The 21,541-nt window shown below is 56.7% G+C and carries 30 protein-coding genes and 1 pseudogene; 24 read left to right on the top strand and 7 right to left on the bottom strand.

Annotation, left to right across the window (positions count from 1 at the left end; translation table 11 throughout):
- Positions 1-23: 23 nt before the first annotated feature.
- The 8 genes from EBN1_RS21775 (at position 24) to EBN1_RS21740 (ending at position 6,259) form a co-directional block, all read left to right on the top strand.
- Positions 24-671 carry a hypothetical protein gene (locus EBN1_RS21775; protein WP_011254657.1) on the top strand — a complete coding sequence of 216 codons (648 nt, stop codon included), beginning with the start codon at positions 24-26 and terminating at the stop codon, positions 669-671.
- Between the two features lie 2 nt (positions 672-673).
- Complete coding sequence (locus tag EBN1_RS21770) at positions 674-1,042, top strand: hypothetical protein (RefSeq protein ID WP_011254658.1); 369 nt, start codon at positions 674-676, stop codon at positions 1,040-1,042.
- Complete coding sequence (locus EBN1_RS21765) at positions 1,035-1,322, top strand: hypothetical protein (protein WP_011254659.1); 288 nt, start codon at positions 1,035-1,037, stop codon at positions 1,320-1,322. The genes EBN1_RS21770 and EBN1_RS21765 overlap by 8 nt, the downstream gene beginning before the upstream one ends.
- Positions 1,323-1,442: 120 nt before the next feature.
- Entirely contained in the window at positions 1,443-2,483 is a 1,041-nt protein-coding gene (locus EBN1_RS21760; RefSeq protein ID WP_011254660.1) for a hypothetical protein, read from the top strand.
- 27 nt (positions 2,484-2,510) lie between these two features.
- Positions 2,511-2,834 (top strand): hypothetical protein, encoded by a 324-nt coding sequence (locus EBN1_RS21755; RefSeq protein WP_011254661.1) that lies wholly within the window; start codon positions 2,511-2,513, stop codon positions 2,832-2,834.
- Positions 2,835-3,020: 186 nt separating this feature from the next.
- On the top strand, positions 3,021-5,138 hold the full coding sequence (locus EBN1_RS21750) for a putative bifunctional diguanylate cyclase/phosphodiesterase (RefSeq protein ID WP_157866782.1): 2,118 nt from the start codon (positions 3,021-3,023) through the stop codon (positions 5,136-5,138).
- Positions 5,139-5,184: 46 nt separating this feature from the next.
- On the top strand, positions 5,185-5,733 hold the full coding sequence (locus EBN1_RS21745) for a uracil-DNA glycosylase (RefSeq protein WP_157866781.1): 549 nt from the start codon (positions 5,185-5,187) through the stop codon (positions 5,731-5,733).
- A 109-nt stretch (positions 5,734-5,842) separates the two neighbouring features.
- Positions 5,843-6,259 carry a defense against restriction DarA-related protein gene (locus EBN1_RS21740; protein WP_041647873.1) on the top strand — a complete coding sequence of 139 codons (417 nt, stop codon included), beginning with the start codon at positions 5,843-5,845 and terminating at the stop codon, positions 6,257-6,259.
- 185 nt (positions 6,260-6,444) lie between these two features.
- Here EBN1_RS21740 and EBN1_RS21735 read toward each other — a convergent pair whose 3' ends face one another.
- Positions 6,445-6,756 (bottom strand): hypothetical protein, encoded by a 312-nt coding sequence (locus EBN1_RS21735; RefSeq protein ID WP_157866780.1) that lies wholly within the window; start codon positions 6,754-6,756, stop codon positions 6,445-6,447.
- A 122-nt stretch (positions 6,757-6,878) separates the two neighbouring features.
- On the opposite strand from EBN1_RS21735, the gene EBN1_RS21730 reads away from it, so the two are divergent.
- From EBN1_RS21730 to EBN1_RS21675, 12 genes are all read left to right on the top strand, one after another.
- Positions 6,879-7,466 (top strand): RICIN domain-containing protein, encoded by a 588-nt coding sequence (locus tag EBN1_RS21730; RefSeq protein WP_011254665.1) that lies wholly within the window; start codon positions 6,879-6,881, stop codon positions 7,464-7,466.
- Positions 7,466-7,861, top strand: a complete 396-nt coding sequence (locus tag EBN1_RS21725) for a ribbon-helix-helix domain-containing protein (protein ID WP_011254666.1) — start codon at positions 7,466-7,468, stop codon at positions 7,859-7,861. Before EBN1_RS21730 ends, EBN1_RS21725 begins: the two co-directional genes overlap by 1 nt.
- 90 nt (positions 7,862-7,951) lie before the next feature.
- Positions 7,952-8,554 (top strand): hypothetical protein, encoded by a 603-nt coding sequence (locus tag EBN1_RS21720; RefSeq protein WP_011254667.1) that lies wholly within the window; start codon positions 7,952-7,954, stop codon positions 8,552-8,554.
- Positions 8,555-8,563: 9 nt separating this feature from the next.
- On the top strand, positions 8,564-9,001 hold the full coding sequence (locus tag EBN1_RS21715) for a hypothetical protein (protein WP_041647870.1): 438 nt from the start codon (positions 8,564-8,566) through the stop codon (positions 8,999-9,001).
- Positions 8,994-9,371: a hypothetical protein gene (locus EBN1_RS21710; protein ID WP_041647868.1), complete on the top strand. Its 378-nt coding sequence runs from the start codon at positions 8,994-8,996 to the stop codon at positions 9,369-9,371. Before EBN1_RS21715 ends, EBN1_RS21710 begins: the two co-directional genes overlap by 8 nt.
- The gene (locus EBN1_RS21705) at positions 9,368-9,697 is read left to right on the top strand and encodes a hypothetical protein (protein ID WP_041647866.1); all 330 of its coding nucleotides are present in this window, start codon (positions 9,368-9,370) and stop codon (positions 9,695-9,697) included. The genes EBN1_RS21710 and EBN1_RS21705 overlap by 4 nt, the downstream gene beginning before the upstream one ends.
- Entirely contained in the window at positions 9,690-10,013 is a 324-nt protein-coding gene (locus tag EBN1_RS21700) for a hypothetical protein (RefSeq protein WP_157866779.1), read from the top strand. The genes EBN1_RS21705 and EBN1_RS21700 overlap by 8 nt, the downstream gene beginning before the upstream one ends.
- A complete protein-coding gene (locus tag EBN1_RS21695) occupies positions 10,010-10,453 on the top strand; it encodes a hypothetical protein (protein WP_011254669.1) in 444 nt (147 codons plus the stop codon). The genes EBN1_RS21700 and EBN1_RS21695 overlap by 4 nt, the downstream gene beginning before the upstream one ends.
- A 20-nt stretch (positions 10,454-10,473) precedes the next feature.
- Positions 10,474-11,502, top strand: coding sequence for a 3'-5' exonuclease (locus tag EBN1_RS21690; protein ID WP_011254670.1), 1,029 nt, complete (start codon positions 10,474-10,476; stop codon positions 11,500-11,502).
- 24 nt (positions 11,503-11,526) lie between these two features.
- Entirely contained in the window at positions 11,527-11,901 is a 375-nt protein-coding gene (locus EBN1_RS21685; protein ID WP_011254671.1) for a hypothetical protein, read from the top strand.
- Between the two features lie 98 nt (positions 11,902-11,999).
- Positions 12,000-12,743, top strand: coding sequence for a hypothetical protein (locus EBN1_RS21680; protein WP_011254672.1), 744 nt, complete (start codon positions 12,000-12,002; stop codon positions 12,741-12,743).
- 170 nt (positions 12,744-12,913) lie between these two features.
- Positions 12,914-13,165, top strand: a complete 252-nt coding sequence (locus EBN1_RS21675) for a hypothetical protein (protein WP_041647863.1) — start codon at positions 12,914-12,916, stop codon at positions 13,163-13,165.
- Between the two features lie 71 nt (positions 13,166-13,236).
- Here the strand turns inward: EBN1_RS21675 and EBN1_RS21670 are convergent, their stop codons facing one another.
- Positions 13,237-13,440 (bottom strand): hypothetical protein, encoded by a 204-nt coding sequence (locus EBN1_RS21670; protein ID WP_011254674.1) that lies wholly within the window; start codon positions 13,438-13,440, stop codon positions 13,237-13,239.
- 1,545 nt (positions 13,441-14,985) lie between these two features.
- Between EBN1_RS21670 and EBN1_RS21665 the strand changes: the two genes are divergently transcribed.
- Both EBN1_RS21665 and EBN1_RS21660 read left to right on the top strand, forming a co-directional pair.
- Positions 14,986-15,264 carry an HU family DNA-binding protein gene (locus EBN1_RS21665; protein ID WP_041647862.1) on the top strand — a complete coding sequence of 93 codons (279 nt, stop codon included), beginning with the start codon at positions 14,986-14,988 and terminating at the stop codon, positions 15,262-15,264.
- A 13-nt stretch (positions 15,265-15,277) separates the two neighbouring features.
- Complete coding sequence (locus EBN1_RS21660) at positions 15,278-16,015, top strand: complement resistance protein TraT (protein WP_011254679.1); 738 nt, start codon at positions 15,278-15,280, stop codon at positions 16,013-16,015.
- A 64-nt stretch (positions 16,016-16,079) separates the two neighbouring features.
- Here the strand turns inward: EBN1_RS21660 and EBN1_RS21655 are convergent, their stop codons facing one another.
- Positions 16,080-16,376, bottom strand: coding sequence for a hypothetical protein (locus EBN1_RS21655; RefSeq protein ID WP_041647860.1), 297 nt, complete (start codon positions 16,374-16,376; stop codon positions 16,080-16,082).
- A 579-nt stretch (positions 16,377-16,955) separates the two neighbouring features.
- Here EBN1_RS21655 and EBN1_RS21650 point away from each other — a divergent pair.
- Positions 16,956-17,111, top strand: a pseudogene (locus tag EBN1_RS21650) (DUF4236 domain-containing protein); the annotation flags it as partial.
- A gap of 204 nt (positions 17,112-17,315) precedes the next feature.
- Complete coding sequence (locus EBN1_RS21645; RefSeq protein WP_049780408.1) at positions 17,316-18,137, top strand: hypothetical protein; 822 nt, start codon at positions 17,316-17,318, stop codon at positions 18,135-18,137.
- 37 nt (positions 18,138-18,174) lie between these two features.
- On the opposite strand, the gene EBN1_RS21640 is transcribed toward EBN1_RS21645, so the two are convergent.
- The 4 genes from EBN1_RS21640 to EBN1_RS21625 all read right to left on the bottom strand — a co-directional run bounded on the left by EBN1_RS21640 (position 18,175) and on the right by EBN1_RS21625 (position 21,535).
- Positions 18,175-18,627: a tellurite resistance TerB family protein gene (locus EBN1_RS21640; protein WP_011254683.1), complete on the bottom strand. Its 453-nt coding sequence runs from the start codon at positions 18,625-18,627 to the stop codon at positions 18,175-18,177.
- A gap of 74 nt (positions 18,628-18,701) precedes the next feature.
- Complete coding sequence (locus EBN1_RS21635) at positions 18,702-19,748, bottom strand: TerC family protein (RefSeq protein WP_011254684.1); 1,047 nt, start codon at positions 19,746-19,748, stop codon at positions 18,702-18,704.
- A 48-nt stretch (positions 19,749-19,796) separates the two neighbouring features.
- A complete protein-coding gene (locus EBN1_RS21630) occupies positions 19,797-20,036 on the bottom strand; it encodes a hypothetical protein (RefSeq protein ID WP_011254685.1) in 240 nt (79 codons plus the stop codon).
- The gene (locus tag EBN1_RS21625) at positions 20,033-21,535 is read right to left on the bottom strand and encodes a helix-hairpin-helix domain-containing protein (protein ID WP_011254686.1); all 1,503 of its coding nucleotides are present in this window, start codon (positions 21,533-21,535) and stop codon (positions 20,033-20,035) included. The genes EBN1_RS21630 and EBN1_RS21625 overlap by 4 nt, the downstream gene beginning before the upstream one ends.
- Positions 21,536-21,541 lie beyond the last annotated feature (6 nt).

Genomic DNA, 21,541 nt, shown 5'->3' with positions numbered 1-21,541 from the left:
AACCTCAATCCAAGGAGAAAAATATGGGCATCACCACAAGTCCGATTGTCGTTCATCTCGATACGATCGGTATGGATGACTACCTGGCCAGCGATGACCAGGCCAAGACGGTGTTTCACGCGCTTCAAGCCTACGGCTTTCTGCTCACGCACCAGCCACCGAAGGGTGTTCTTCGGCGCTACACGTTTGCCGAATTCGCAGCGGTGATCGAGATGAACTACGACGTCACCGAGCCGCGGCATTGCGAAGTTGTTGCGGTGTTGCGCGAGGTGCATCGCCTCAATTCTGGTGAGAGTCCGGTTCGCGCCAAGCTCAAGTCGATCGTGATTACCAGAGCGATCGAGGAGTACCGGGCTGAACTCGAGGCGTTCGCCCAAAAGCACGAAGGCGAGATCGCTGCGCTGGCAGAGGAGGTTAACGCCGGACGCATCGTCCTCGATGAAGACGAGCACTGGGATCGTGTCGATCTGCTGAAGGGGGCGCTGGGCAGCCGATGCGCGAACGCAGTCGGTTCGCGTGAGGATGATCAGGAGGAAGCCTTGGCACTGGCCGAAAGCTGGGTCAGCGCGAGCTACTCGCAGTTTGAGCCTCGCACGAGTCTGCTTCTGGCCTTTTGGCTGGAAGGCATCGATGCGGTGTGCGGCAGGCTGTCTCGCGTGGTGGAGGCCTGATCATGGTGTTCTCTCAACGCGAGTTGGCAACGGTGTTGGCAGCCCTGCGCTTCTGGGCGCGTACCGGCATCTCGGGTACGCCTCTGGAGCATTCGATCGCAACCGAAGGGGAGGTGCTGCGGCCCCTCAACATGGAAGAGGTCGATGTGCTGTGCGAACGACTCAACACGGTCGATGACCACGAGGCGAAGCGGGTTCTGGTGAGCGTTAGCGGCGGAGTTGCCGACATCGCCTGCGATCCAGGGGTTGAGGTGGCCGTGTTCGACCATGACGCCTTTGCATCCGATCCCGAAGCGACGGCTGGCGTGCCTTCAAGCTTCAAGGGCCTCGCCGAGGTTCTGGGGGTGCCTGTGGAGGCTCATCATGAGTAGCCACTGGGCGTGGGCCGAGCGGGTGATCGCTCAGCATGACAGGGACAAGCCTTTTGCGCCTGAAAACGGTGATGCGCTTCGTTTTAGCGTTGGCGACCCCGTGATCTACACCAACGCCTATGGCGTGCAGTTCAAGCAGCGTGTGACGGGCCTGTATCAGCCGTCCGAACCGTGCTCGCTGTACGCAACGGGCCGGCGCTATCTCCTCGATACGGACTGCTACTGGATGCCGGTAGCAGAGGCAAATCTGGAGTTGGATGTATCCAGGGCGGCGCTCTGATCTAGGCAAGTAGCAATCTAACTCAATGGGGCGAAATGCCCCGACCACCCTCGGCGGACAGTCACTTCCCGCCAGGGGGTGAGTGTTCGCCATTTCTTTCGGAATGAATGGAGAACGAAGATGGCACAGAATTACTACGACTGGACGGGTGTCCTCAACCTGAAGCAGGTCACCGGCGTCATTCAGGCGCTTTTTGGCGGTGCTGATCTGGATGCTGCGTATCCCGGCAACGGGCAGGCGTACATCGCGGAGATGTCAGAGGGCAGTTGCCTGCGTTGGGATGAGATCCACGAGGCGCTTGTCGAACTGGCTGAATCGTACGAACTCGCGGTCACCGAGGGTGCCCGTGAGTGCATCAAAGCCTGCGCGGTGCTGCTTGCCGAGCACTTTGGGCACTCCTCAGAAAAGGTAATCGAGGTGCTCGATGGGCAAGCCTTCGATGATGATCGGCCGGAACTTACGGTGCTCTTCGAGTTGGCTCAACTGTTTGATGATGGCCACGAGCTCACGTCGATCGAGACTGAAGGTGCGTATCACTGCAGCAAGCCACGGCTCCACGAATTCGGCGGGAATGGCTTGTTCATTGGGAAGCATGTCGTCGTGCATCGTTCATCGGCTGCGGCGATCGCGGATGGCAGTGGTCTGGAACGGGCGCTCAGTGAAGGTCGCCTTGAACGCGCTGTTCAGCAGTTGCTTCTACAGGTTGAAGGTCGGCTTGAGGAAGTGACCGATGAAGCGGTCCGCGCCACGTTGCGTGAGGGATTGGCTCGAGCACTGGCCAAGCCTGAGCAAGACAAGGCAGCGCTACCCAGTTCGGTGCCTGTCAAGCACTGGGCCTCGTACGCGTTTGCCGATCTGGAACCCACTCATGTCATGGAGGCCGATGACCAACGCTTGCATTCGGGTCAATTGTTCCTTACGGCAGGGCAGGGTGAGGGTGACCTCGACCAGCTTCTGTCGGTGACGATGGAGGTCGGGACGAACCCCGTCAATGGGATCGACCAGGTGCCGTGCGCGCATATCCACTTTGATTCAGATGCGCTCGCGTTCTCGCTCTACCGGGTCGGTAACGGGATCGTGCTGCGGCCGGAGGTCGGCGTCACGTTGCGAGGTCAAGCCCCAACGTCTGTCTCGGACGATGCGTTCTTTTGGGTCGAGTGAGCGTGGATGGTCGACAGGAGAACGAACATGGCGAAGTCGGCACAGGAAATCGTTGCATCTATCGCGCCCAACGAAGCGGCCTTCATGCAGAACTCGGAGCAGTTTGCGGGATTTGTCAGGAAGGCCACCTCAACGCGGGTCGATTTTCACTGGAGGGATGCCTTGCCCGGAAAGCCTGATGAGATGACGATCAACCGTCATGGTGTCGTGTGCAGCAGGCGGTTGTTCGAAGGTCAAACCTGGTTCGGGTACACGTTGGACCCGTTCGGTGAAGACGTCAGTTACAGCGCGACCAACGATGTTGCCAAGCTCATGTTGGAGCGGTTCTTGAAGCGGCCCCAAGCCGCTTGAGTGAGGTGGATCGAGTCGGCGCGATGCCGATTCGACTCTGATCACAAGCCCAGCACACCTCCGTTCACGAGGTGCGCTGGGCTTTCTTTTTGGCTGATCTGTTCTTGTGAGGAGGAGGTGGAGTGCGGGCCTGTTAATATATTGATTCTCCTTGAATCTAAGACAATTCAGACGAGAAGGATTGAAATGCAAGCTGACGAGGAAATGTATCGCCTGATTGTCAACGAGATTAGCGATGGAATCTTGGTGCTCGATGCGGACTTCGTCGCGCGTTTTGCCAATCCAGCCATGCTCCGAATTCTTGGCTATTCCCCGGATGAACTAGACGGGGTGTGGGCAGGCGACTTGGTTTGGTCTGAGGCCGAGGACCTGGGGCGCTTTGCCGAGGAAACTGAGAAGCGCAGGCGGGGTGAGAGCGGAAATTACGAACTTCGCTGGCGGCGCAAGGACGGCTCGGCGCGCTGGAGTCGCATTAGCGCTACGGCTCGCTTCGACCCTGATGGGCAGTTCGATGGCTCTCTTATCGTGTTCCAAGACATCACGGAGCGTAAGCGGACTGATGAGGCACTTCGGTTGTGGGCGAGTGTCTTTGCCAACAGCCGCGAGGGAATCGCAATCACAGATCGGAACGGGATAATCCTGGATGTCAATGAGGCATTCGTCCGTATCACTGGCTATGGTCGTGAGGAAGTCATCGGCCAGAATCCTCGCATCCTTCAATCTGGACGCCACGATAGTGCTTTCTATGCTGGCATGTGGGAGAGCCTCTACAAAGCTTCAAATTGGTGTGGGGAGATATGGAATCGGAGAAAAGACGGAGAAATTTACCCGCAGTGGCTCAATATTTCGGCAGTGCGGGACGAAGAGAGTGAGGTTTCGCACTATATCTCGGTGTTCATGGATCTCAGCCAGATCAAGAGCAACGAAAAAAGGTTGGAATTACTAGCTTACTTCGACCCGCTGACAGGCCTGGCAAATCGCACCCTCCTCGCGGATCACATGCGCATGGCGATTGCGCGCAGTCGGCGCGAGTCGACGCTGTTCGCCCTCGGCTATCTGGATCTGGATGGGTTCAAGCCGGTGAACGATCAGTTCGGCCATGAGGTAGGCGATCAGTTCCTACAAGAGATCGCGAAACGTATCAAAAGTGTGGTGCGGGGTGACGATACTGTCGCTCGGTTAGGTGGCGATGAATTCGTGATCTTGGTGCAGGGCTTGCGAAAGCCCGAGGAGTGCCATCACACCTTCGAACGCTTGCTAGCCAAGCTAGAAGAGCCGATTCAACTGAATGGGCATCATCTCACTGCCACGGGGAGTATTGGCGTTACCTTGTTTCCCTGTGATGAAGCGGACCCCGATACCTTGCTGCGCCACGCCGATCACGCCATGTACCAGGCGAAAGAAGCTGGAAAGAATCGCATCCATCTTTACGACACGGAGTTTGATGTAGAGGTTCGTGTTCAGAGAGAACTGGTAGAGCGTATCGAACATGCGCTGTCCGAACGCGAATTTTTGCTTTTCTACCAACCAAAGGTCGATCTTCGGCGTGGGCGTGTAATTGGTGTCGAAGCGCTGATCCGGTGGCAAGACCCCGATCGCGGTCTGTTGCCGCCGAGCGCCTTTCTGCCTCAGATCCAGAACCATCTTGTCAGTCAGAAGATTGACCAGTGGGTCCTCAGTGAGGCGGTCGCGCAGTTGATGTTGTGGCACGCAATCGGGCTCGATCTCAGTATCAGTGTGAACGTTTCCGGACTCAGCTTGCAGACCCATGATTTCATGAACACGCTGGCGAAACTGCTGGCTGCTCATCCCGAAATAAATCGTTCTCGCCTTGAGATTGAGGTGCTCGAAACGGTTGCGCTTGACGACATCGAGCACATTTCCGGGATTATCAGTCGGAGGCAGGCTGAAGGTATCCGTTTTGCGCTGGATGACTTCGGTACCGGTTACGCGTCCTTGCGCTACCTAAAGCATTTGCCGGCCGACGTCTTGAAGATCGATCAGTCCTTCGTCCGGGACATGCTGAACGACGAGGAGGATCGAGTGATCGTGGAAGGGGTGATCGGTCTGTCGCGAGCGTTCAAACGCGAGGTCGTTGCTGAGGGTGTTGAGACCCTCGAGCACTATCTATGCTTGATGGAGCTTGGGTGCGACTTTGCGCAAGGCTTCGGTATTGCCCGGCCGATGCCCGCGTCTGAGTTTCTTCCATGGCTGGAGAATTGGTTGCCGCCAACGGAATGGGTGCGACATGAATCCGGTTACAATGCCGCATTTTCTGCACATATAGGAGGTTCTTGTGCCTGAATGCATTCGTTGTCCAGCGCTCTGCGCGTCGAGAAGCCAGATCGTCATGTCGACGCCAGCCCCGTTGGGGGGGCTATTGGCGATTGGGGAGGCGCCAGGTGAGAAAGAAGACGAAATGGGCATTGGGTTCACAGGGCAGGCAGGTAAGACGCTCGATCGATTGCTTGCCGAGCATGGCATCGGACGCGAGGGCTACGGGCGAGCGAACATCTGCCGCTGTCGGCCGCCTGAGAACCGAAAGCCGACGAGAGCGGAAGTCGATGCATGTATGCCGTATCTGGCAGAGTTCATCGAGCAAACGCGGCCGCGGGTGCTGCTGTTAGTTGGGGGCACAGCTGCTGCGCACATCGTTGGGACAGGCTCGCTTGCACGACGCATTGAGATGTCGCGGTCGCCCGGAGGTACTTGGGTCGATCCGGCTATGTGCCATCCAGCGCTTCGCTCGCTGGCAGCACAACGCGGGCTGCTTGCGGTCCCGATGCCCCACACGAGCGGCCTAGCGTGGAACCGCAAGACTCCGGCAGGCGAGCCGTGGTCGGAGGTCGGGAAGCGCCAGGTTGCCCTGGCGGTCGAGCTCGCGCAGCGCGAGGGCTGAACAGGGCTTGCCTTCGTACTCGAGCACCTCGCGGATGGTAGCTGGTTTTCACTGGTTGCTTATCGCATCCCTTTTGTGCAGTTCCAACTCACAAAAGGAGATGTAGATCATGGAATACGCATACGGTTTGCAGTTCCGGCCGGCCAGCATTGGTGCTGTGCCGCCCGGTTTGTTTGAGGTTCGGGAAAACGGTGAACCCGGCGCCGAGCGATTCACGCGCCACGGTGTCATCGTTTATGACCGCCCTCTGACTGAAAGCGAGATTCGTGCTTTCGAGCTGGTTGTGCTGGCCGACGACATCCAGCGCGACACCCTGGCTACCGAGGTGGCCAGCAAGCTTGCGACCTACGGGCAGAGCTACCTCGAGCTTTGGCGTGAAGATCAGGGGATGTTTGAGTCGATCGTGGCGGATCGTCTGGCAGATGTCCGGCCTTACTCGGTCTTTGTGGGTCAGGTGCCGGTGTTTGCAGGCAAGGTCGCAGAAAAGCTGGCTACCCTGGTTGAAACCAAGAACGGGGAGGTTTGATCTATGCGACCCCGTATCCGGCAACATCGAAAATCGGATCTCGAAACAGCCGAGCAACAACAGGTTCGACTGGCCTTCGTTCGAGAGCGAAACAAGCGCTTTGGCATGATCGTGGAGGGCGTCCCATATCACGAGGAGCTTGCAGGCAGGGCAGGAATGAGCTTTCTGATTTTGCCCGAAGCACATCATGTCCTCGATGATGTCAAGCGAGCAGCTGCCGCACTTTGGCGACAGCGTGACGTGGTTTTCATGGAGGTGTTTTGGCCATCGCATTCCGAGATGGAGTGCTCGCCATGCTGAACAGTCGTGAGTTCTACATGGACCTTGGGCGACAGGCTGCTAAGGCCCGGAATCAGCGTGATGAAGCGCGTGCTGAGTTTCATGCTCGACACTTCCGGGCTGCGAAGGCGCTCGAACAGGGTGAGGATCGACAGATTGCCGATCGTCTCTACCGGGATGCGTATGCCGAGGAAAGGCGTACGTGATCCTTGATTCATGACACAACCAGGCCAGCCATCTGATATCGGATGAGCTGGCCTTTTTCATTTCTGCTTTGGGTGCAAAATTCCGATGTTTATATAAACTGTCAGGAAGAATTGTTTTCCAGGAACACGAATCAATGCGACTTTCTGCTTTTTGCTCTCTCGGGCGAATGGCTGTCGTTGCGGCTTGCTTTGCCCCATTAACTGCATTCTCGGACACACCTGCGGTTGGGCATTTCAAGCTGAAGAACAGCCTCGATCGACCTGTCGACGGATATTGCATCGATGTGGTCGGCTCCGGGCGCTACATCCGATTTGACATGCCGCTCACGGCGCATAACTGCAAGGGACCGCAGTTGTACCAGGATGAGGCAGTCATTCTGGAAGGAGGCAAGATCAAGTTTCCGGCGTACGGCGCCTGCGCTACGGTGGCGGGGATCAACGGCCGGGCGCTGCCTGGCGCTGCGTTGGTACCGCGTCAGTGCGGCGAGCGAAGCCCTTTCCTGGAAGCGGAAAGTTTGCAGCGTTTCACATTCCATCCGGACGGACGGGTGGAGCTTTCCGGGTCTGGCCTCTGCATGACGGTCAGCGACCAGTCCGACTCGACTTTCGAGCCAACGCATCGATGGCGGCCGCTCTACATGGCGCGTTGCAGCGAGGTCGATCCGACGCGCTCGCAGTGGGAATTCGTTGAGTACATCCCTCGATCTGGGGTTGATGGTTGATGGGAGCGAAAGAAGACAGGCAGTTCTCAAACCTGACGACTCAGCGTCAGAAGACGTACCTCGAGCGACTCAAGAGCAGCAAAGGGCGCCGCGTGGTGGTGGACCTTGGACCCGAGCTTGCAGAGGGGCTTGATCGGCTTATCGCTTCAGGCTACGGCCGCTCGCAGGTGGAAGTGATTCGCAAAGCCTTGACCGAAGCATGCGACGGTGTTTCCAGAGAGTGCGATTGCGCCAGCGAGATCGAGGCGGTTCTTCGGGAAGCAATTGCACTTGAGCGGGCAGCCTATGTGCTTCGGTTGCGGGAACGCGCTGCCGACTTCAAGACCCCAGAAGCTTGCGGAGAGCTCGTAGACGAGGTTTTGGCGCAGACGTACAAGCCGGTCGGGTTACCTTAATTTCTCCATTGTATTGGAATCGATGCATCTATTTGACTGCGTTTATATAAACATACAGAATGCCTCTGTGCCACCTACAGGAGCTTTCTAATGTCATACGTTGCACGCAAGTACTTCGTTCTGCCTGCGGATCGAGAAGAAGTTAAACGCGCCATTTCAATGTTCATGCTGGCTAAGTCCGATGCCCGTGCGTCTTATCGCGAGATCGAGGCTTATGGTGCGGCCGGAATGTATTTTGTCCCCGGAAAGGGCTGGGGTATGAGCTTCAAGGAACGCCCCAAAACGGCCAAGGTTGAGGGACTTGGGAAGTTCACCTTTTTCGAAAAGGAAGAAGCCTGGGTGGCAATTCCTGACAAGAGAACCGCCGCCGGCAAAAAGCTCGAGGAGCTGCTTCAGAACACTGCTGAGTTGCAGGAAATCTGGCAGTGGTCACTCGAAAAAAGCCTCGGCATCTACGGCGTTGTTGCGTGCGGGTTTCCGACGACCTTTCACTACTGTTGCGCCAAACCGCTTTTCGATGGGCGGGTGATCGTCTCCACGCCTGACGCGAAGAACAGGCCTACTGGAAGCGGTTACTCGCGCAACTTTGAGGACCCCGTTATTCCGGGGTGGGCAGTGGAAATCTCAGCTGACGCATACGAGGCTCTCAATGCGTTGCCTGAGTTTGGCAGGGAAAACGCCGAGGCTGCATGAGGTGTGCGCGTGACTGAGACGACAAGCGAAACGATTGACAGGCTACAGGAAGAGCTCGCCCGGGCAAGACAAACAATCGAGGCACAGCAGTTGGCGTACCGGGCCATGGTTGCCGACTACCAGCACTGCGCGAACACGCTGCAGGAGGTGTCGACGCAGTTGGAAGAGGTAAGAAAGCTTGGCTCAAGCGGTTGGCTTCGTGCCATCGATGAGGAGCTGGTTTGCTCTTTCCTTGGAATTGCAAAGCCCGAAGAGAGCTACGAGCAGGCAAAGCTCAAATTGAGCAGGCTCATCGCCTGGCACGTGGGGGTCGCTTGCGATCCTGCTGTCAATGGCGGCTGGGTGCTGATGCCCCAGGTGCTTGACGACCGAATGCAGGCGATTTTGGAGCGCGATGGCTATCGGTCGCTCGTTCAGTCCGCGCGAAAGGATTGTTCCGATGTTTGACGAAGAGTTGGAAGGAGATGGATTGGCCAATCTCATTGGCCGCCTTCGCGCCATGCAGGGCATGGGGGATGAACAGCTTAAATCGCTGATGGACGGCGTTGGTCCACAGGCTGCCGATGAGATCGAGCGTCTGCGTGATCTCATCGAGTCAGAGAGGGACGAAGCACTTGAACAGGCTCGTCTGCTTGGCATGGGTAGCGAACGAGAAGCCGCGCTAATGGCGAAGCTGGATATCGCCTCCGCAAGTAATGGTCGGCTCCGGTGGTTGCTACGGCAGATCATGGACGCACTTCCTGCGAACAGGGATTGGCTCGATCCGCAGTTGGAAAGCGAGGCAATTATTGCGGCGGACCAGGAGAGCAGCGCATGAGCGTTAAACAAGAGCATCGCTACTACAAGTGGGTGCTTGAGACTGGCCGTGCAGTGACCGATCGGCAGCGCGAGATCGAGGCAGCGACGATGGAGCGCAAGCCGCGCCCCTGCGTGATACCGCCCAAACCGAATGCCAATCGCAGACAAGTCCGGTCGTGGATGCGCAACAACGCGGACGGGTTCGGTAGTGCAACGCAGCTCGCGGAGGCTGCAAATGCTGCCCTCGAACTCCCGCCTGGTGCGATGGATGACGAGACGCACTGGGTGTGGGAAGAGGCGCTTGCGGCGCTTTATTCTGATGAAACGGAGAAAAGAAGTGCCTGAAACGCTGGAAAAAAGACGGCCGCACGACCTTTGCCTGCATGTCCGCAGGAGCGGCACTGGAAGCTGTATGTCGTTCATGCCGCTGGATGCTCGAGCCCAAGATAATTTGCTCAACGATGTTCGAGGGCTGATTGCCGAATACGCTCAGAGCGTAAACGTGCCGTTAGACCCTGCCGTCCTCGCCGATTCGGGCGTGGAAATCGTCTCCGCGCAGACACTTCAGTACATCGCCAGTCTCGAAAGCCTTCTTGAAGAAGCCGCTGCCGATACAGACGACGATGCATTCGCAGAACGGGTCGAGAGGGCATTGCGATGAGCGAAATGGATCGTGCAACCGTGCCTGGTCATGTCGAACTGGTCCGCGAAATCGCCAAGCTGCTTACCTCCCGAGTGGAGGCTGCGATGCAGCACACTTTCCGCCTTGAGTTGGCCGATGCAGCGAGTGGTAAGCCCTTCGCTCCTGAACAGCGCCGCGAACACCTGATGATCTTGTTTGCTGAAATCATCAAGGGCATGGGCGCTGATCGATTCTCGGAAACGCCGGTAGAGCTTCTCGACCAGTTTGCCGTCATGTCGGTGATCAAGAACCATGATACGGGCGGACTGTTGCGTAGCCTTGTTAACTCCTTCCTGATCGCCTACAGCACGCCGGAAACCGCAGATCGCGCCTACTTGGCGCTCATGCAGCTCGAGGCCCTGCGCGTAGAAGTGGGGGAGGCTCGGAAGGCAGTTTCAGCTAATGTTTTGATGCATTGATGGCAGGGCAGGAGAGGAAGATGGACCACGAGCAGATGGTATTGGCGCTGGAAGCCACCGGACAGTACCGGGTGCTGCGCCGCTTCGTGCCGGCAGAGTCGTATCAGCTCGATGATGAGAAGATTGAGGTGAGCCGAGTTCGTTCGGTCTTGGTGGTGGACGTCGAAACGACCGGTCTCAAGAAGGATTCGGACAAGATCATCGATATTGGCCTCGTCCTGGCTGAGTTCGACAGGGTTTCCGGCCAAGTGCTTCGCGTGCTTGAGCGCTACAGCGGCTTCGAAGACCCAGGTCGGCCGATCCCGGAGGAAATCACCCGATTGACCGGCATCCGGGATGAGGATGTCTTGGAGCAAACGTTCGATGATGCGCGGGTCGAAGCGCTCATTGCCCGAGCAGACTTGGTGGTGGCCCACAACGCGCCCTTTGACCGTGGCTTCCTCGAATTGCGCTTCCCTTCTTTTCAGAAAAAGTGGTGGGCTTGTTCGCAGCGTGAGGCACCCTGGTCGCAGATGATGACTGGCTCTACCAAGCTCGAGTGGCTAGCGTTCCAGATAGGAGGCTGCTTTTACGAAGCACACAGGGCTTTGGTGGATGCGGAGGTGACCTTGTTCATCCTCGCGCAGATGGGGCCGGGCGGCCGCCCCATCCTCTCTCACCTGCTGGAGGTTAGTGGGCGCAAGACGTATTGCGTCTGGGCTGAAGGGGCGCCCTTCGAGGCGAAGGACAAATTGAAGCTGGAAATGGGCTACTCCTGGAGCGACGGGGCGAGCCCGGACAAGCCGATCAAGGCATGGTTCAAGCAAGGGGTGGTCGATCTCGAGGCTGAGCTCGAGACGCTGGCCAGGACGGTCTATCTGCGACCCGCTCATCTGACGATCGATTCGATGACCGGGTACGAGCGATTCACAGATCGATACCATTCTCGGGATAAGCGTCCATTGCCCGGGCTTCATGTTGAAGTGCCGGAACCCGTTGCAGCTCCTGCTGTGGAGCCCAGTCGAACGAGCACGCCGAGCTCTGTGCCGACGCATGGTTTGCCGTTGTAGCAACGGTTTGTTTGAGGTTGAATCGTGGTGAAGTGGATACGACGTATTTCCAAAAAAATCCGGTTTTTTTTCATCGATAACTTCACTGAAGAAGGTCGCTATTATGTGCGCGGCGAACTAGCCAATAAAGTTCTAGAAGCGAATGGTTTAAAGGCATTGCGTTGGGATGATGGCATTCCTTTGAATGTGGATAACCTATCGCGTGGAGAAATGGATCTCTATTTTGCGGTTAAAACGCTCAGAAGAAGTGGCCACGTGATCGTTGACAAAGAATGGAGCCTCATCGGCTCCGTGCATCAAAACTACTTTGAGTCGAGCGACGAGAGAGCGCAAAAAAGAAGGGAGTCTTTCCGGCTTGTAAGGGGAGGGATTATCGCGGATCGTGATGAACAGAACTAGGCGCCCATTCCGACAGTGACGTCCGCGACATGGCCGACGTGCGAGGCTCCCTCTAACCACGACTCTGCGTATGGGCTTCCTCTATAGGACTTTTCCTCTTGAATTACAAAAAACTCCTCTTACCCGTAGACATTAAGCTTCCTGAAAAAGTGATGCTTGAGAACGGAACGATGTTTGTTACTTTCCAGACTCTCGATGAGCTTTGTAAATTCTGGCAAGAGCACAAAAACCAGTTCGATTTCGCCTGCACAGGTGATTGTGATGACGATGTCGGTTTTTTGCGAAGATACGAATGGGTTTTCGGTAATTCAAAATCTGAGATAGTGCGAACAGTATTACGCTGGGGTAAATCTGGCCTCGCATTTGAATTCTTTGATTGGGCGAAGGACGATCCGTCAAGTCACCTTGGTTGGTTTTCTGATCGAGAATATGAACGTAACCTTCGTATTGAAAAAGGATTTTGGTCCGACGAGGACGAGGCGGCTTATCAAGCTGATTGCATCTGCAGATCACCAGAAACCTATCGTGGCTACTGGCGGTTGATGAGCACTGCAGATCCATCGCTGTATCTGGAGGAGAGGGTTAACTACTGGATCGATTGTGAAGAACTGATCGATCCAAATATGCCTGTTCTTGAGGTTGAAAAGATACTTCTTGAATATATTTTCGAATCTTTATATTGCGGAAATTTCGGTGAATTTGCATCTCACGACAGGGCAAGTATCGAGGAAACAATTGCTTATTGGCGCGAAGAGGAAGCAATCGGGCGAGGATGCTACGGCAATGAAGACCAAGTCGATCTTTGTTCATGCTCTGCTTTGAGCGCTGTTCAAAAAAAATGAAGCCAGAAAGTGCAAGCAATGAGAAACGGGCGAGTCTTCGCGGACCCTTGGTCCGGCTTTCAATCGTGATCTTGATCGCCTTTTACATTGGGGTGTTGTTCGGTAAGTCAGAGGCGTTGCGAGTTTTTGCACAGGCCGGATGCCAGCTTGGTTTTTGAGGGTTGCATATCATGATCGATCAAACCGCATGGGCCGCCCGATTCAAGGCCGGCGCACCGTATCAGCTCAAAGAAGCCCTTGATATCGCCGAGCGGCTGAACTGGGTAGTGATTGAGTACAGGGATGATCACAGCGCCAAGGGGGACTGCTTGTGGGCGATCTTGCCTGACGTCAATCCCGAGTTCTGGCTTGATGCCACGCCGACAAAGGACGAAGCGATCGCGATCTGTGAGTCGATGGGTTGGCCGATCAGGAAGGCCTGAGCGTGAACGCAAAAAAGGCCTCTGACTGAAAGGATCAGTGAGAGGCCTGGAGTCGAGTCAGAGACTCAAGATCACTCTCCAGCGCGAGCGATCATCACCCGTTCCGGAGGAGGCGGGCCAGGTTGTTCGATTTGAACAACAATCGCATCCACAACAGGAGCAGGTGCCTGAGTGAGTTCAGGTGGTTCCGACGCTCCGATGGTTACGGATGTCGCGATGTATCCGATCATAAATACGACATGACCGAAAACTTGGTTCAGGATGTAGGCTTCCACGATATCTCCTTGGGTTAGAACTGCACCCTGGAAATGCCATAGCCGGGCTAGTAAAAGGACTTGCGGGTCGTTTGGCAAGGGATTCTAAGTGAATCAAAAAGGTTACTTGCAGCGTTTCTTGTAACCCATTATCCTGCCCTTGAAGTTCAGTTCCGGCAGCGACCGCACGCACTGCTCGTCGGGACTTTTCGAAGGCTGCGGTGCGCCGTGGAACGTGCGGTGAGGCGGGAGGTAACGCAGCAAGATCGTGGTGGGGAATCACGGCAGGCCGGTGAAAGTCCGGCGCTCAGAAGCAAGGTCGTTCTTTGAGGGCTTGGCCGACCCCGCGTAGCTGATTCGGCGACAGAGCGGCTTTGCTTCTGAGCCACCAACGACTTGGTGGACAAGGAATGCGACGGAGCGCGGGGTCGCAACCCGCATGCACAGCTACTTGAGTACAGCGTACCGGTCCCCCTCTTGCCGGGTAGAAGGTAGCGTTCCGAAGCATGCCGAGAACCGAAGGCGCATGCGGCAAGCCGGGGAAGGGCCGGCACCTACAAGAAAGGCGACTGCCGCACAGGGAGAAATCCCTCCACGTTGCGGAATCTGGGCGCGCAGATCAGTCGCCTTCCTTGTGGGTTGGACTGTTGGCTTAGAAGCAGCCATCAGCTAAGGAGTCGGGCAAGGGCATGTAGTGACAGGGTAGCGCGGCCGAAGGGCATCAAGCCGCGTGAAAGGTCGATAGGTTGCTTGCGGGAATCCGCTTGCGACACAGCAAGGCGGCGTCGCTCGTCGCTGAAGCAATGGGGTTGCTCCCATGAGACCGAGTTGCGCATGGGCCACCTGGTAAGCGCAGAGGCACCCCGGAGACGGTAAGGCCGAAGCCCCGTTTGGCGTAGCAGCACACCTCCACACCCTCCGCACTGGCGAGGCTAAAGGCCAGTGTCAACAGGAAAGAGGGCGTCCCGTGAAAAAAGCTGAACAGGGCTGCCGAGTAATGCGAACGGACGGACGCAGGTTGCTAACGCTGTCAGGCTCCCTCTTTCCTGTTGAAGTGGTTTTTACGGCTGGGCTGACAACCTTCTGTCATTAAAACCGTAATCCGTGGCGAGTCAGCTTAGCTACGGCGGGGATCGCCCCTGTAATGGAAGTGCCAACGCACAGCACGAGATAGGCGATTGCTCGGTAGATCGGTCTCGGCTGGTCTATTCGGCGGCGAGACAGCCTGGAGAGACAGGCCTCACACGCATGGCCACTGGCAGATCGCCATCTTTTGCCGAGGGTGGATTAACGACTGTCGGAGGTGCGGCAACACCCGGCCCGATGCGGGCGCAGTGGTCAGTCGTGTGGGACGCTTCTGTCGTCACTGAGGAAGTGCCAGTTCGATTCTGGCTCGTTTGCCGAGGCTTGGTAGGACGGGGGGCGGTTCGAGTCCGTGAAAGGTCGTAGGGCGACAAATGGCATGGCGGCCCGGAAAGACGGGCGCCACAGGTCGGTCGATTGCGCGAGATGCGAGGCCAGTCAAACGACCTCTGGCTAAGAAAAACTTCATTGGAGTAAGAGCGAGTGAATAAGGCTGATCTGATTGATGCGATTGCATCCAAGGCGGGGGTGACCAAGGCCGTCGCGGCTGCAACAACGGATGCGTTTCTCGAGAGCGTTACGGAGACGCTGGCCGATGGTGGCTCGGTCATGCTGGTCGGCTTTGGGAATTTCACGGTGAGCGAGCGTGCAGAGCGTACGGGCCGTAACCCTCAAACAGGTGCTGAGGTCCAGATTCCGGCAGCCAAGGTACCGAAATTCTCCGCCGGAGCGAAGCTGAAGGCGGCCGTCAATAACACGTGAGTCGGAGTGCATTTTGATTAAGAAAGCTATTGTCGTGGCCGTTGCCGCGACCGTCCTTAGCGGTTGTGCCGCTACCCAGGTTGCGATCAGCAAGCGTGATCTCGACGTCCAGACCAAAATGAGCCAGACGGTTTTTCTTGACCCGGTGGGGGCATCCAAAAAAACTGTATTCGTCTCGGTGCGCAACACCAGCGACCGTCAGGAGCTCGACGTAAGCCAAGAGATCGCTGCTGCGATTCAGGCCAAGGGCTACACGTTGATGGATGACCCGGATGCTGCGCACTACATCCTCCAGGCAAACATCCTTCAGGTCGGCAAGACGTCCCCCACGGCGACGGAAGCCGCCCTCAATCAGGGTTATGGTGCAGCCGTCCTGGGTGGCGTTGTGATGGGATCGGGTGTTGCCTACGCCGGAGGCAGCAGCGGCCGGGGCATCGCTGCAGCAGGTATCGTCGGCGCATTGGCTGAAACGATCGCAGGCGCCGCAGTGAAGGACGTCTACTACTCGATCTCGACGGACTTGCAGATTCGTGAACGAATCCGCGGTGGAGGCACGGCAACCGTCAATTCCGCCCATCAGCTCAAGCAGGGTACGAGCGGCGGGTCCAATGTGACGTATTCGGAGCAGTCCGAACACAAGATCTACCAGACCCGAATCGTCTCCGTGGCCAACCAGGTCAACCTCGAGTTCGAGGCTGCTGTTCCGGAGCTCAAGCGCGGTTTGGTGACCTCGATCGCAGGCTTGTTCTAGAAGGAACGGAAATAGAAAGCCCGGACAACCATCCTGATGGATGGCTCCGGGCTTTTTGCATGATTCAGGTCAGGCAGGCACGGTCGCTACAGACACGACGCAGCGCCTCCTTGATTTCCCTCCAGGCGGATTGACGCTCTGCCGCGCTTTCGAATCTGGCGCGACCCCACCAGAAGTCCATCCAGGTCCGAAGCAGCGCGATGTTTTCTTCATCCTCCTTCGTGGCAGCGCGAAACCGCTCACGAACCTTCAGACCATCCCTGTAAATGACCAATCCTGGCTCGGAAGCGGTCTTGCTCTCCGAGTAAATCCGGATGCGCTCGAGAACGTCGAGCAGTTCGTCACGTAATGTGCCATCCATTGCAGATTCTCCTTGGTTAGTGCTGCGTCAAGGAGATGCGAGCAGGGGGTACTGAAAAAGGGACTTCAGCCTATTGTGCTGCGCTCTCGTCCTCTAATATTTTTCGACGCTGCTCTTCGGTGAGACACGGCGCGGAAGTGTACGCGCACAACTTAAAGCCGTTCTTGTTCTCCGCCCGAATCATATCCCCGGGCATGTACGATTCAGCGCATTCGCTATTCCATCGAGTAATTGCACTATTGTAGGGAGCGACTGTGGAGTTGTACCTCGAAGAGTCTTTTGCCCGTTTTGCACGCTCAGACTCATCGGAAAGGTGGGCTATGTCTCGAGCCAAGAAAAGGCAACGTTCAACCTGATCCGCATTGAGGGTAGGCGGGGCTGATGTTGTTCCCGGTGGGGCAACGCGCCCGCTCAAAGGCTGTTGTGCGTAAGCTGTACTGGCAAAAAAGGAGAGAATACAGCCAGCAGCAAGAAGATGGTTTCGTGTGCTCATTGTTTAGCGCGCTCGTTGGTGATGGGTGACGTGGCCCGTGAATCTTTTTATCATACACCTGACTGCAAACCTCTCTATTTGACCCCATGGCCCTTCGTTTTCGAAAGTCCGTAACGCTCGCCCCTGGCATACGCATGAACTTTTCGCGTGGGGGCTTGAGCTGGTCGCTTGGCCCTCGAGGTGCTTCCGTGGGGATTGGGAAGCGGGGCACATACCTGAATGCGGGGCTGCCCGGCACGGGCTTGTCCTTTCGCCAGCGCCTAGATTCTGGAAGCTCAGCCTCAGGCCGTTCGTCTGTCTCACGAGGCGAACAGGCCCCGATCGGGGTCACCGTTGGGGTTGAAGATGACGGCACACTGACGTTCCGGGATTCTCTAGGGAACGTGCTATCCAGTGAGCTTGTTGCTGCAACGAAGCGGCAACAAGGCGAATCCCTGAGAGATCTGATGCAACAGAGGTGCGATGAGATCAATGCGCAGATTGAGGCGCTTGGGACGCTGCACCTTCACTCGCCCAGGCCGACGGATCGCCCGTCATATCGGCCGATTCCATTCGAGGCTCCTCAGCCGAACCAGCCAACACCCAAGAGACCGAGCTGGCTCAGGCGGCTTTTCGGCGGTGCAGCAGAAGTCGAACAGGAGAATGCGCGGGCCGAAGCGGCGTATCGCGAAGCCTGCGGCCGTTGGACCCGTGAGAAAGAGGCGCATCAGGCCGCTGAGCAAACTCGGCAGCACCTGATGCGCCAGGCTGTTGGAGGTAACATCCACGCGATGGAAGTGTTCCTGGAAACGGCCCTTTCTGACATTGCCTGGCCAAGAGAGACCTTGGTCTCGTTCGAATTGCAGGAAGGAGGCGTGCGGCTTGTCTTTGACGTTGATCTTCCAGAGATCGAGGACATGCCCACCAAAACTGCAGTGGTGCCTCAGCGTGGTTACAAGCTCTCGGTGAAAGACTTGAGCGCAACGAAGCTACAACAGTTATACGCCGGCCACGTTCACTCCATCAGCTTCCGCCTTATCGCCGAGGCGTTTGCGCTTTTGCCGACCGTCGAGGTGGTGGTCCTCTCTGCTTACACTCAACGGGTCGATCCGAGTACCGGGCACGACGCAGATCAGTATCTGCTATCCGTGCGCGTTCAACGCAGCCAGTGGGGATTCATAAACTTCGGCGCGTTGGAGTCGATCGATGTGATCGACGCGCTTGATCGTTTCGATCTGCGCCGCGCGATGACCAAGCAGGGTGCTTTCAAGGCAATCGAGCCGTTCTGAGCGTACTGCGTGACTCGTTGCCTTGAGGGCGCCATGCTCAAAGGCCAAACGCAGTCGCGTCAAGTTCGAGCTCGGCGCACATCCGTCGAACCACATCCTTTTCCGTCTGATCGAAATCGCCATCGGAGGCGCCGATCGCGCAGCACACCCGAACGACCAACTGTGCCTGGGGTTTGCCTTTGAACTTGCTGACAGCGGCCATGACTTCGCCGGTCGCGATGGTGGCGTCGAACTCGTACTTCTCAACGTATTTCTGGAAAAGCTTGATCACGTCGTTTTGGTCGAAGTGCTTCAACTGCTCCGAGCTTCGCAGGTAGCCCATGAGCTTTTGCTTCTCGTCCGATGAAATCTGGCCATCAGCATAGGCGACCATCGCACTGGATGCGACGATCGCTTCAAGAAGATCCTTCGATTTGAACTTGGTGATCTCGGCATTGATGGTGTCTCGAGCCTCGGTGACGTTGCGCTTGAGCCAATCTGTAAAAGCCATCTCTACTCCTTGTGTGGTAACTGGGAAATGGCCTGCAGAATTGCAGTCTCGCAGGCCATGCCTTTGCGTGTTGATTAGTTCGGATTCGTCGGATTCGTAGCGGCTTCGTCAGGCTCATCTTTGGCCGGGAAGACAAAGGAAGCCACAACGCCAAGAGCGAGCATGCCCAAAACGACAGACAGGCTCATGCTCGGGCTGATATGGATGCCGGTGTCGCCGATTGCATGGTTCCAGGACTGCAGTGTCATCTTTGCACCGATGAAGAACAGCAGGCCGATGACAGCTTTCTCGAGGTGGACGAGATACTTCGTGAGTGCCGCAAGCACGAAGTACAGGCTTCGCAGTCCGAGGATTGCAAATATCATCGCGGCATAGACCAGGAGCGGTTCCTGAGTCACTGCGATAACCGCCGGCACAGAGTCGAATGCGAACGCGATGTCGGACGTCTCGATCGCCATCAAGCACAGGAACGCCGGGGTGACATACGTTGTGCCGATCCGCGTCACTTGGGCCGCCGTTTTATCGCCATTCACCTCAAGCAGTTCATGGTGGCGAACGAAGAAGCGGTCAAGGTGCAGTCGCGTGTAGACAGGCATCATCTTGCCCGTCACACGAACGCTCCAGTGATTGGAGTAATCGTCAAGTTCATCACCGTCACCGCCGCCGGCTTGGAGCATCTTGATCCCGCTCCAAATGACAAAGGCGGCAAACAGGAATCCGACCCAAGGGCTCGCAAGGAAAAGGCTCGTGCCAATGAGTACAAAGATAGCGCGGAAAACCAGTGCGCCGATAATCCCGTAGTACAGGATTCGATGTTGTAGCACGCCCTTGATCCCGAACGAAGCGAAGATCGCCATGAAGACCATGAGGTTATCGATCGAGAGCGATTTCTCCAGGGCGTAGCCGGCAAGATACAGATCAGCCCACTCCTTGGAGAACCGAACCCAGAGATATCCGTAGAAGGCTAGTGCAAGCGCAACCCAAAAAAGGGACCAGCGCACGGAGTCGGACAGCGTTATTTCTGTGCTCTTTCTGTGGGCGAAGAGGTCGAGGTAAACGGACAGCCCGACCACAGACAGAAAGATGATGATTGCTTCGACGGGAAAACCAAAGTGTGGCACAGCTTAAATCCTTATGAAGTTGAGAGATGTTTGAAACGTTAGGGCAAATCACGTCTGCCGTAAAACTTTTCGCATCCGTTCCAAAATTGCGTCGGAGCAGTTGATGCGTGTCTTTGCGTCGCGCGATGCCAAGTATGATTTCAACGTTCGCAGGGCCATTTTTCGTGCTTGTCCTCGATTGAATCGAGCCAGAGCTTCGTTTTGAGTTAGTCCCGACTCTTCAATGAGTATCCTCAGCTTGTCGCTGGTGTCTTCCTCGACCCTATGTTCTTCGGTGTAGTTTGTCATTGACTCACCATTTGGATCACTGCGAGCCTTCCCCCTGTTTCCCGCGCGAACAGGATCTGCCCGCCGTCTTCGAGCTTGATGCGCCCGCCCACTGGTATGTCCTGCATTGCGGTCACGTCGCGCAACGATGGCAGGGCTTCGTTAACGAAATACCAGTCGTCGTTGTGAAAAACGAAATAGCCAACACGCTTGGCCTGCTCAGGCGTGAGCCGCTCATTGGGGAAGACGAGACGACTCGAGTGCCACTGAAAGGCAGACTGACCTGAATACACCATGAGACGATGGTTGTCGGTTCTGAAGCTTCCTTCCTTGTGTGAAGAGTAGAGATTCAGAACGGGCAGCTTCCCACGAAATGCTGTGCCGCAGTGTGGGCAGCAGGGTTTGGTGGTGTTGTCAAAAACAAACCACTTTTGCGCGCACTGCGGGTTCTGACAGGGCTGTAGCAGATCGGCTGTCTTGACCAAGGCTGTTTCCCACTCGTCAGCCGTCGGCCGAGCGTTGGGATGATGCAACCCATCGATGAAAGCGCGTCGGATGAGCTCTGATACATATGGCCCGGTGATCGTGTAGGGCAGCTTCTGTGTGTCCTTCCAGGGCAGTTCAGCCGGCGGCACGTTGGCCAACTTCACGCGGTTGCTGTGATCGGTCGGGTGCTCGATGAAGAGCGCCCGCTCGCCCATCGCCAGTTCCTCGTCGCGCTGCGTGTCGTTGACGTCATGGACCTTGTCGCCGCGTAGGGGATGCCGGAAGAGCAGGTTCATGTAGATCAGCACCGCGAGCGCATGCTGATCGGTCAGGCGTGAAGGGAGCTTGCGGTTCGGGTCGTGGCGATCGAGTTTGGAGGTCGCAACCACCTCCGGAGCGAAGAAGTCCGGCGTGCCAGCGACATCTGGCGGGAACTTGCTTGGGACAACCAGTCCGTCAAGGTCGATCAGGCAAGCGCGTCCCGCGGAAGGATCGACGAGGACGTTCTTGTAGCTCAGGTCCGAGTGAGCAAGGCCAGCAGAGTGCAAGCGGCGTACGGCTCGCGCCATCATGATGCACGTCTTCAGTTGCGTGAGGCCATCGCCGAGCTCCCGTGGGTCAAGAAACTTCGATCGGTTCTTGGCCGATGCGAACCACTTGCCCTCTTTCTCACGCTTGCGAATACCGAGCATCTGATCGTCGTTGCGCGATCCGTGCTCGAAGAAGAAGTGCTTGGCGAAGAAGGGAACGACCACGCCCACCCGGCCATTGTGTTCGACGGTCGCTCTCGGCCAGCACAGGAGGTTCTTCAGGTAGTCGCCGCCTTCCTGGTTGAAAACCCGGTCACGGTAAGTGCCGGTGATCAGGTTGAGCCGTTCTCGGCCAACCTGGTCGAGCTTGTCACGGTAGAAGGCAACCACATAAGTCTTGTCGGGGGAGAAAAAAACGTCCTTCAGTCCGCCGGAAGCTTTCTTCTCGTCGACAAACTGCACCGTGGAACCGTCACTGGCGGTCAGTGTGATGATCTGGCTCATGGCGTC

Source organism: Aromatoleum aromaticum EbN1 (assembly GCF_000025965.1).
GTDB classification, from domain to species: Bacteria; Pseudomonadota; Gammaproteobacteria; order Burkholderiales; family Rhodocyclaceae; genus Aromatoleum; species Aromatoleum aromaticum.
The sequence above is the reverse complement of the archived record's forward strand: the minus strand, read 5'-3'. Positions and strand labels throughout refer to the sequence as shown.

Coding starts and splice junctions, on each gene's coding strand:
- EBN1_RS21775 (WP_011254657.1), top strand. CDS start 24: ATGGGCATCACCACAAGTCCGATTGTCGTTCATCTCGATACGATCGGT.
- EBN1_RS21770 (WP_011254658.1), top strand. CDS start 674: ATGGTGTTCTCTCAACGCGAGTTGGCAACGGTGTTGGCAGCCCTGCGC.
- EBN1_RS21765 (WP_011254659.1), top strand. CDS start 1,035: ATGAGTAGCCACTGGGCGTGGGCCGAGCGGGTGATCGCTCAGCATGAC.
- EBN1_RS21760 (WP_011254660.1), top strand. CDS start 1,443: ATGGCACAGAATTACTACGACTGGACGGGTGTCCTCAACCTGAAGCAG.
- EBN1_RS21755 (WP_011254661.1), top strand. CDS start 2,511: ATGGCGAAGTCGGCACAGGAAATCGTTGCATCTATCGCGCCCAACGAA.
- EBN1_RS21750 (WP_157866782.1), top strand. CDS start 3,021: ATGCAAGCTGACGAGGAAATGTATCGCCTGATTGTCAACGAGATTAGC.
- EBN1_RS21745 (WP_157866781.1), top strand. CDS start 5,185: ATGTCGACGCCAGCCCCGTTGGGGGGGCTATTGGCGATTGGGGAGGCG.
- EBN1_RS21740 (WP_041647873.1), top strand. CDS start 5,843: ATGGAATACGCATACGGTTTGCAGTTCCGGCCGGCCAGCATTGGTGCT.
- EBN1_RS21735 (WP_157866780.1), bottom strand. CDS start 6,756: ATGAATCAAGGATCACGTACGCCTTTCCTCGGCATACGCATCCCGGTA.
- EBN1_RS21730 (WP_011254665.1), top strand. CDS start 6,879: ATGCGACTTTCTGCTTTTTGCTCTCTCGGGCGAATGGCTGTCGTTGCG.
- EBN1_RS21725 (WP_011254666.1), top strand. CDS start 7,466: ATGGGAGCGAAAGAAGACAGGCAGTTCTCAAACCTGACGACTCAGCGT.
- EBN1_RS21720 (WP_011254667.1), top strand. CDS start 7,952: ATGTCATACGTTGCACGCAAGTACTTCGTTCTGCCTGCGGATCGAGAA.
- EBN1_RS21710 (WP_041647868.1), top strand. CDS start 8,994: ATGTTTGACGAAGAGTTGGAAGGAGATGGATTGGCCAATCTCATTGGC.
- EBN1_RS21705 (WP_041647866.1), top strand. CDS start 9,368: ATGAGCGTTAAACAAGAGCATCGCTACTACAAGTGGGTGCTTGAGACT.
- EBN1_RS21695 (WP_011254669.1), top strand. CDS start 10,010: ATGAGCGAAATGGATCGTGCAACCGTGCCTGGTCATGTCGAACTGGTC.
- EBN1_RS21690 (WP_011254670.1), top strand. CDS start 10,474: ATGGACCACGAGCAGATGGTATTGGCGCTGGAAGCCACCGGACAGTAC.
- EBN1_RS21675 (WP_041647863.1), top strand. CDS start 12,914: ATGATCGATCAAACCGCATGGGCCGCCCGATTCAAGGCCGGCGCACCG.
- EBN1_RS21655 (WP_041647860.1), bottom strand. CDS start 16,376: ATGGATGGCACATTACGTGACGAACTGCTCGACGTTCTCGAGCGCATC.
- EBN1_RS21645 (WP_049780408.1), top strand. CDS start 17,316: ATGCAACAGAGGTGCGATGAGATCAATGCGCAGATTGAGGCGCTTGGG.
- EBN1_RS21640 (WP_011254683.1), bottom strand. CDS start 18,627: ATGGCTTTTACAGATTGGCTCAAGCGCAACGTCACCGAGGCTCGAGAC.
- EBN1_RS21630 (WP_011254685.1), bottom strand. CDS start 20,036: ATGACAAACTACACCGAAGAACATAGGGTCGAGGAAGACACCAGCGAC.
- EBN1_RS21625 (WP_011254686.1), bottom strand. CDS start 21,535: ATGAGCCAGATCATCACACTGACCGCCAGTGACGGTTCCACGGTGCAG.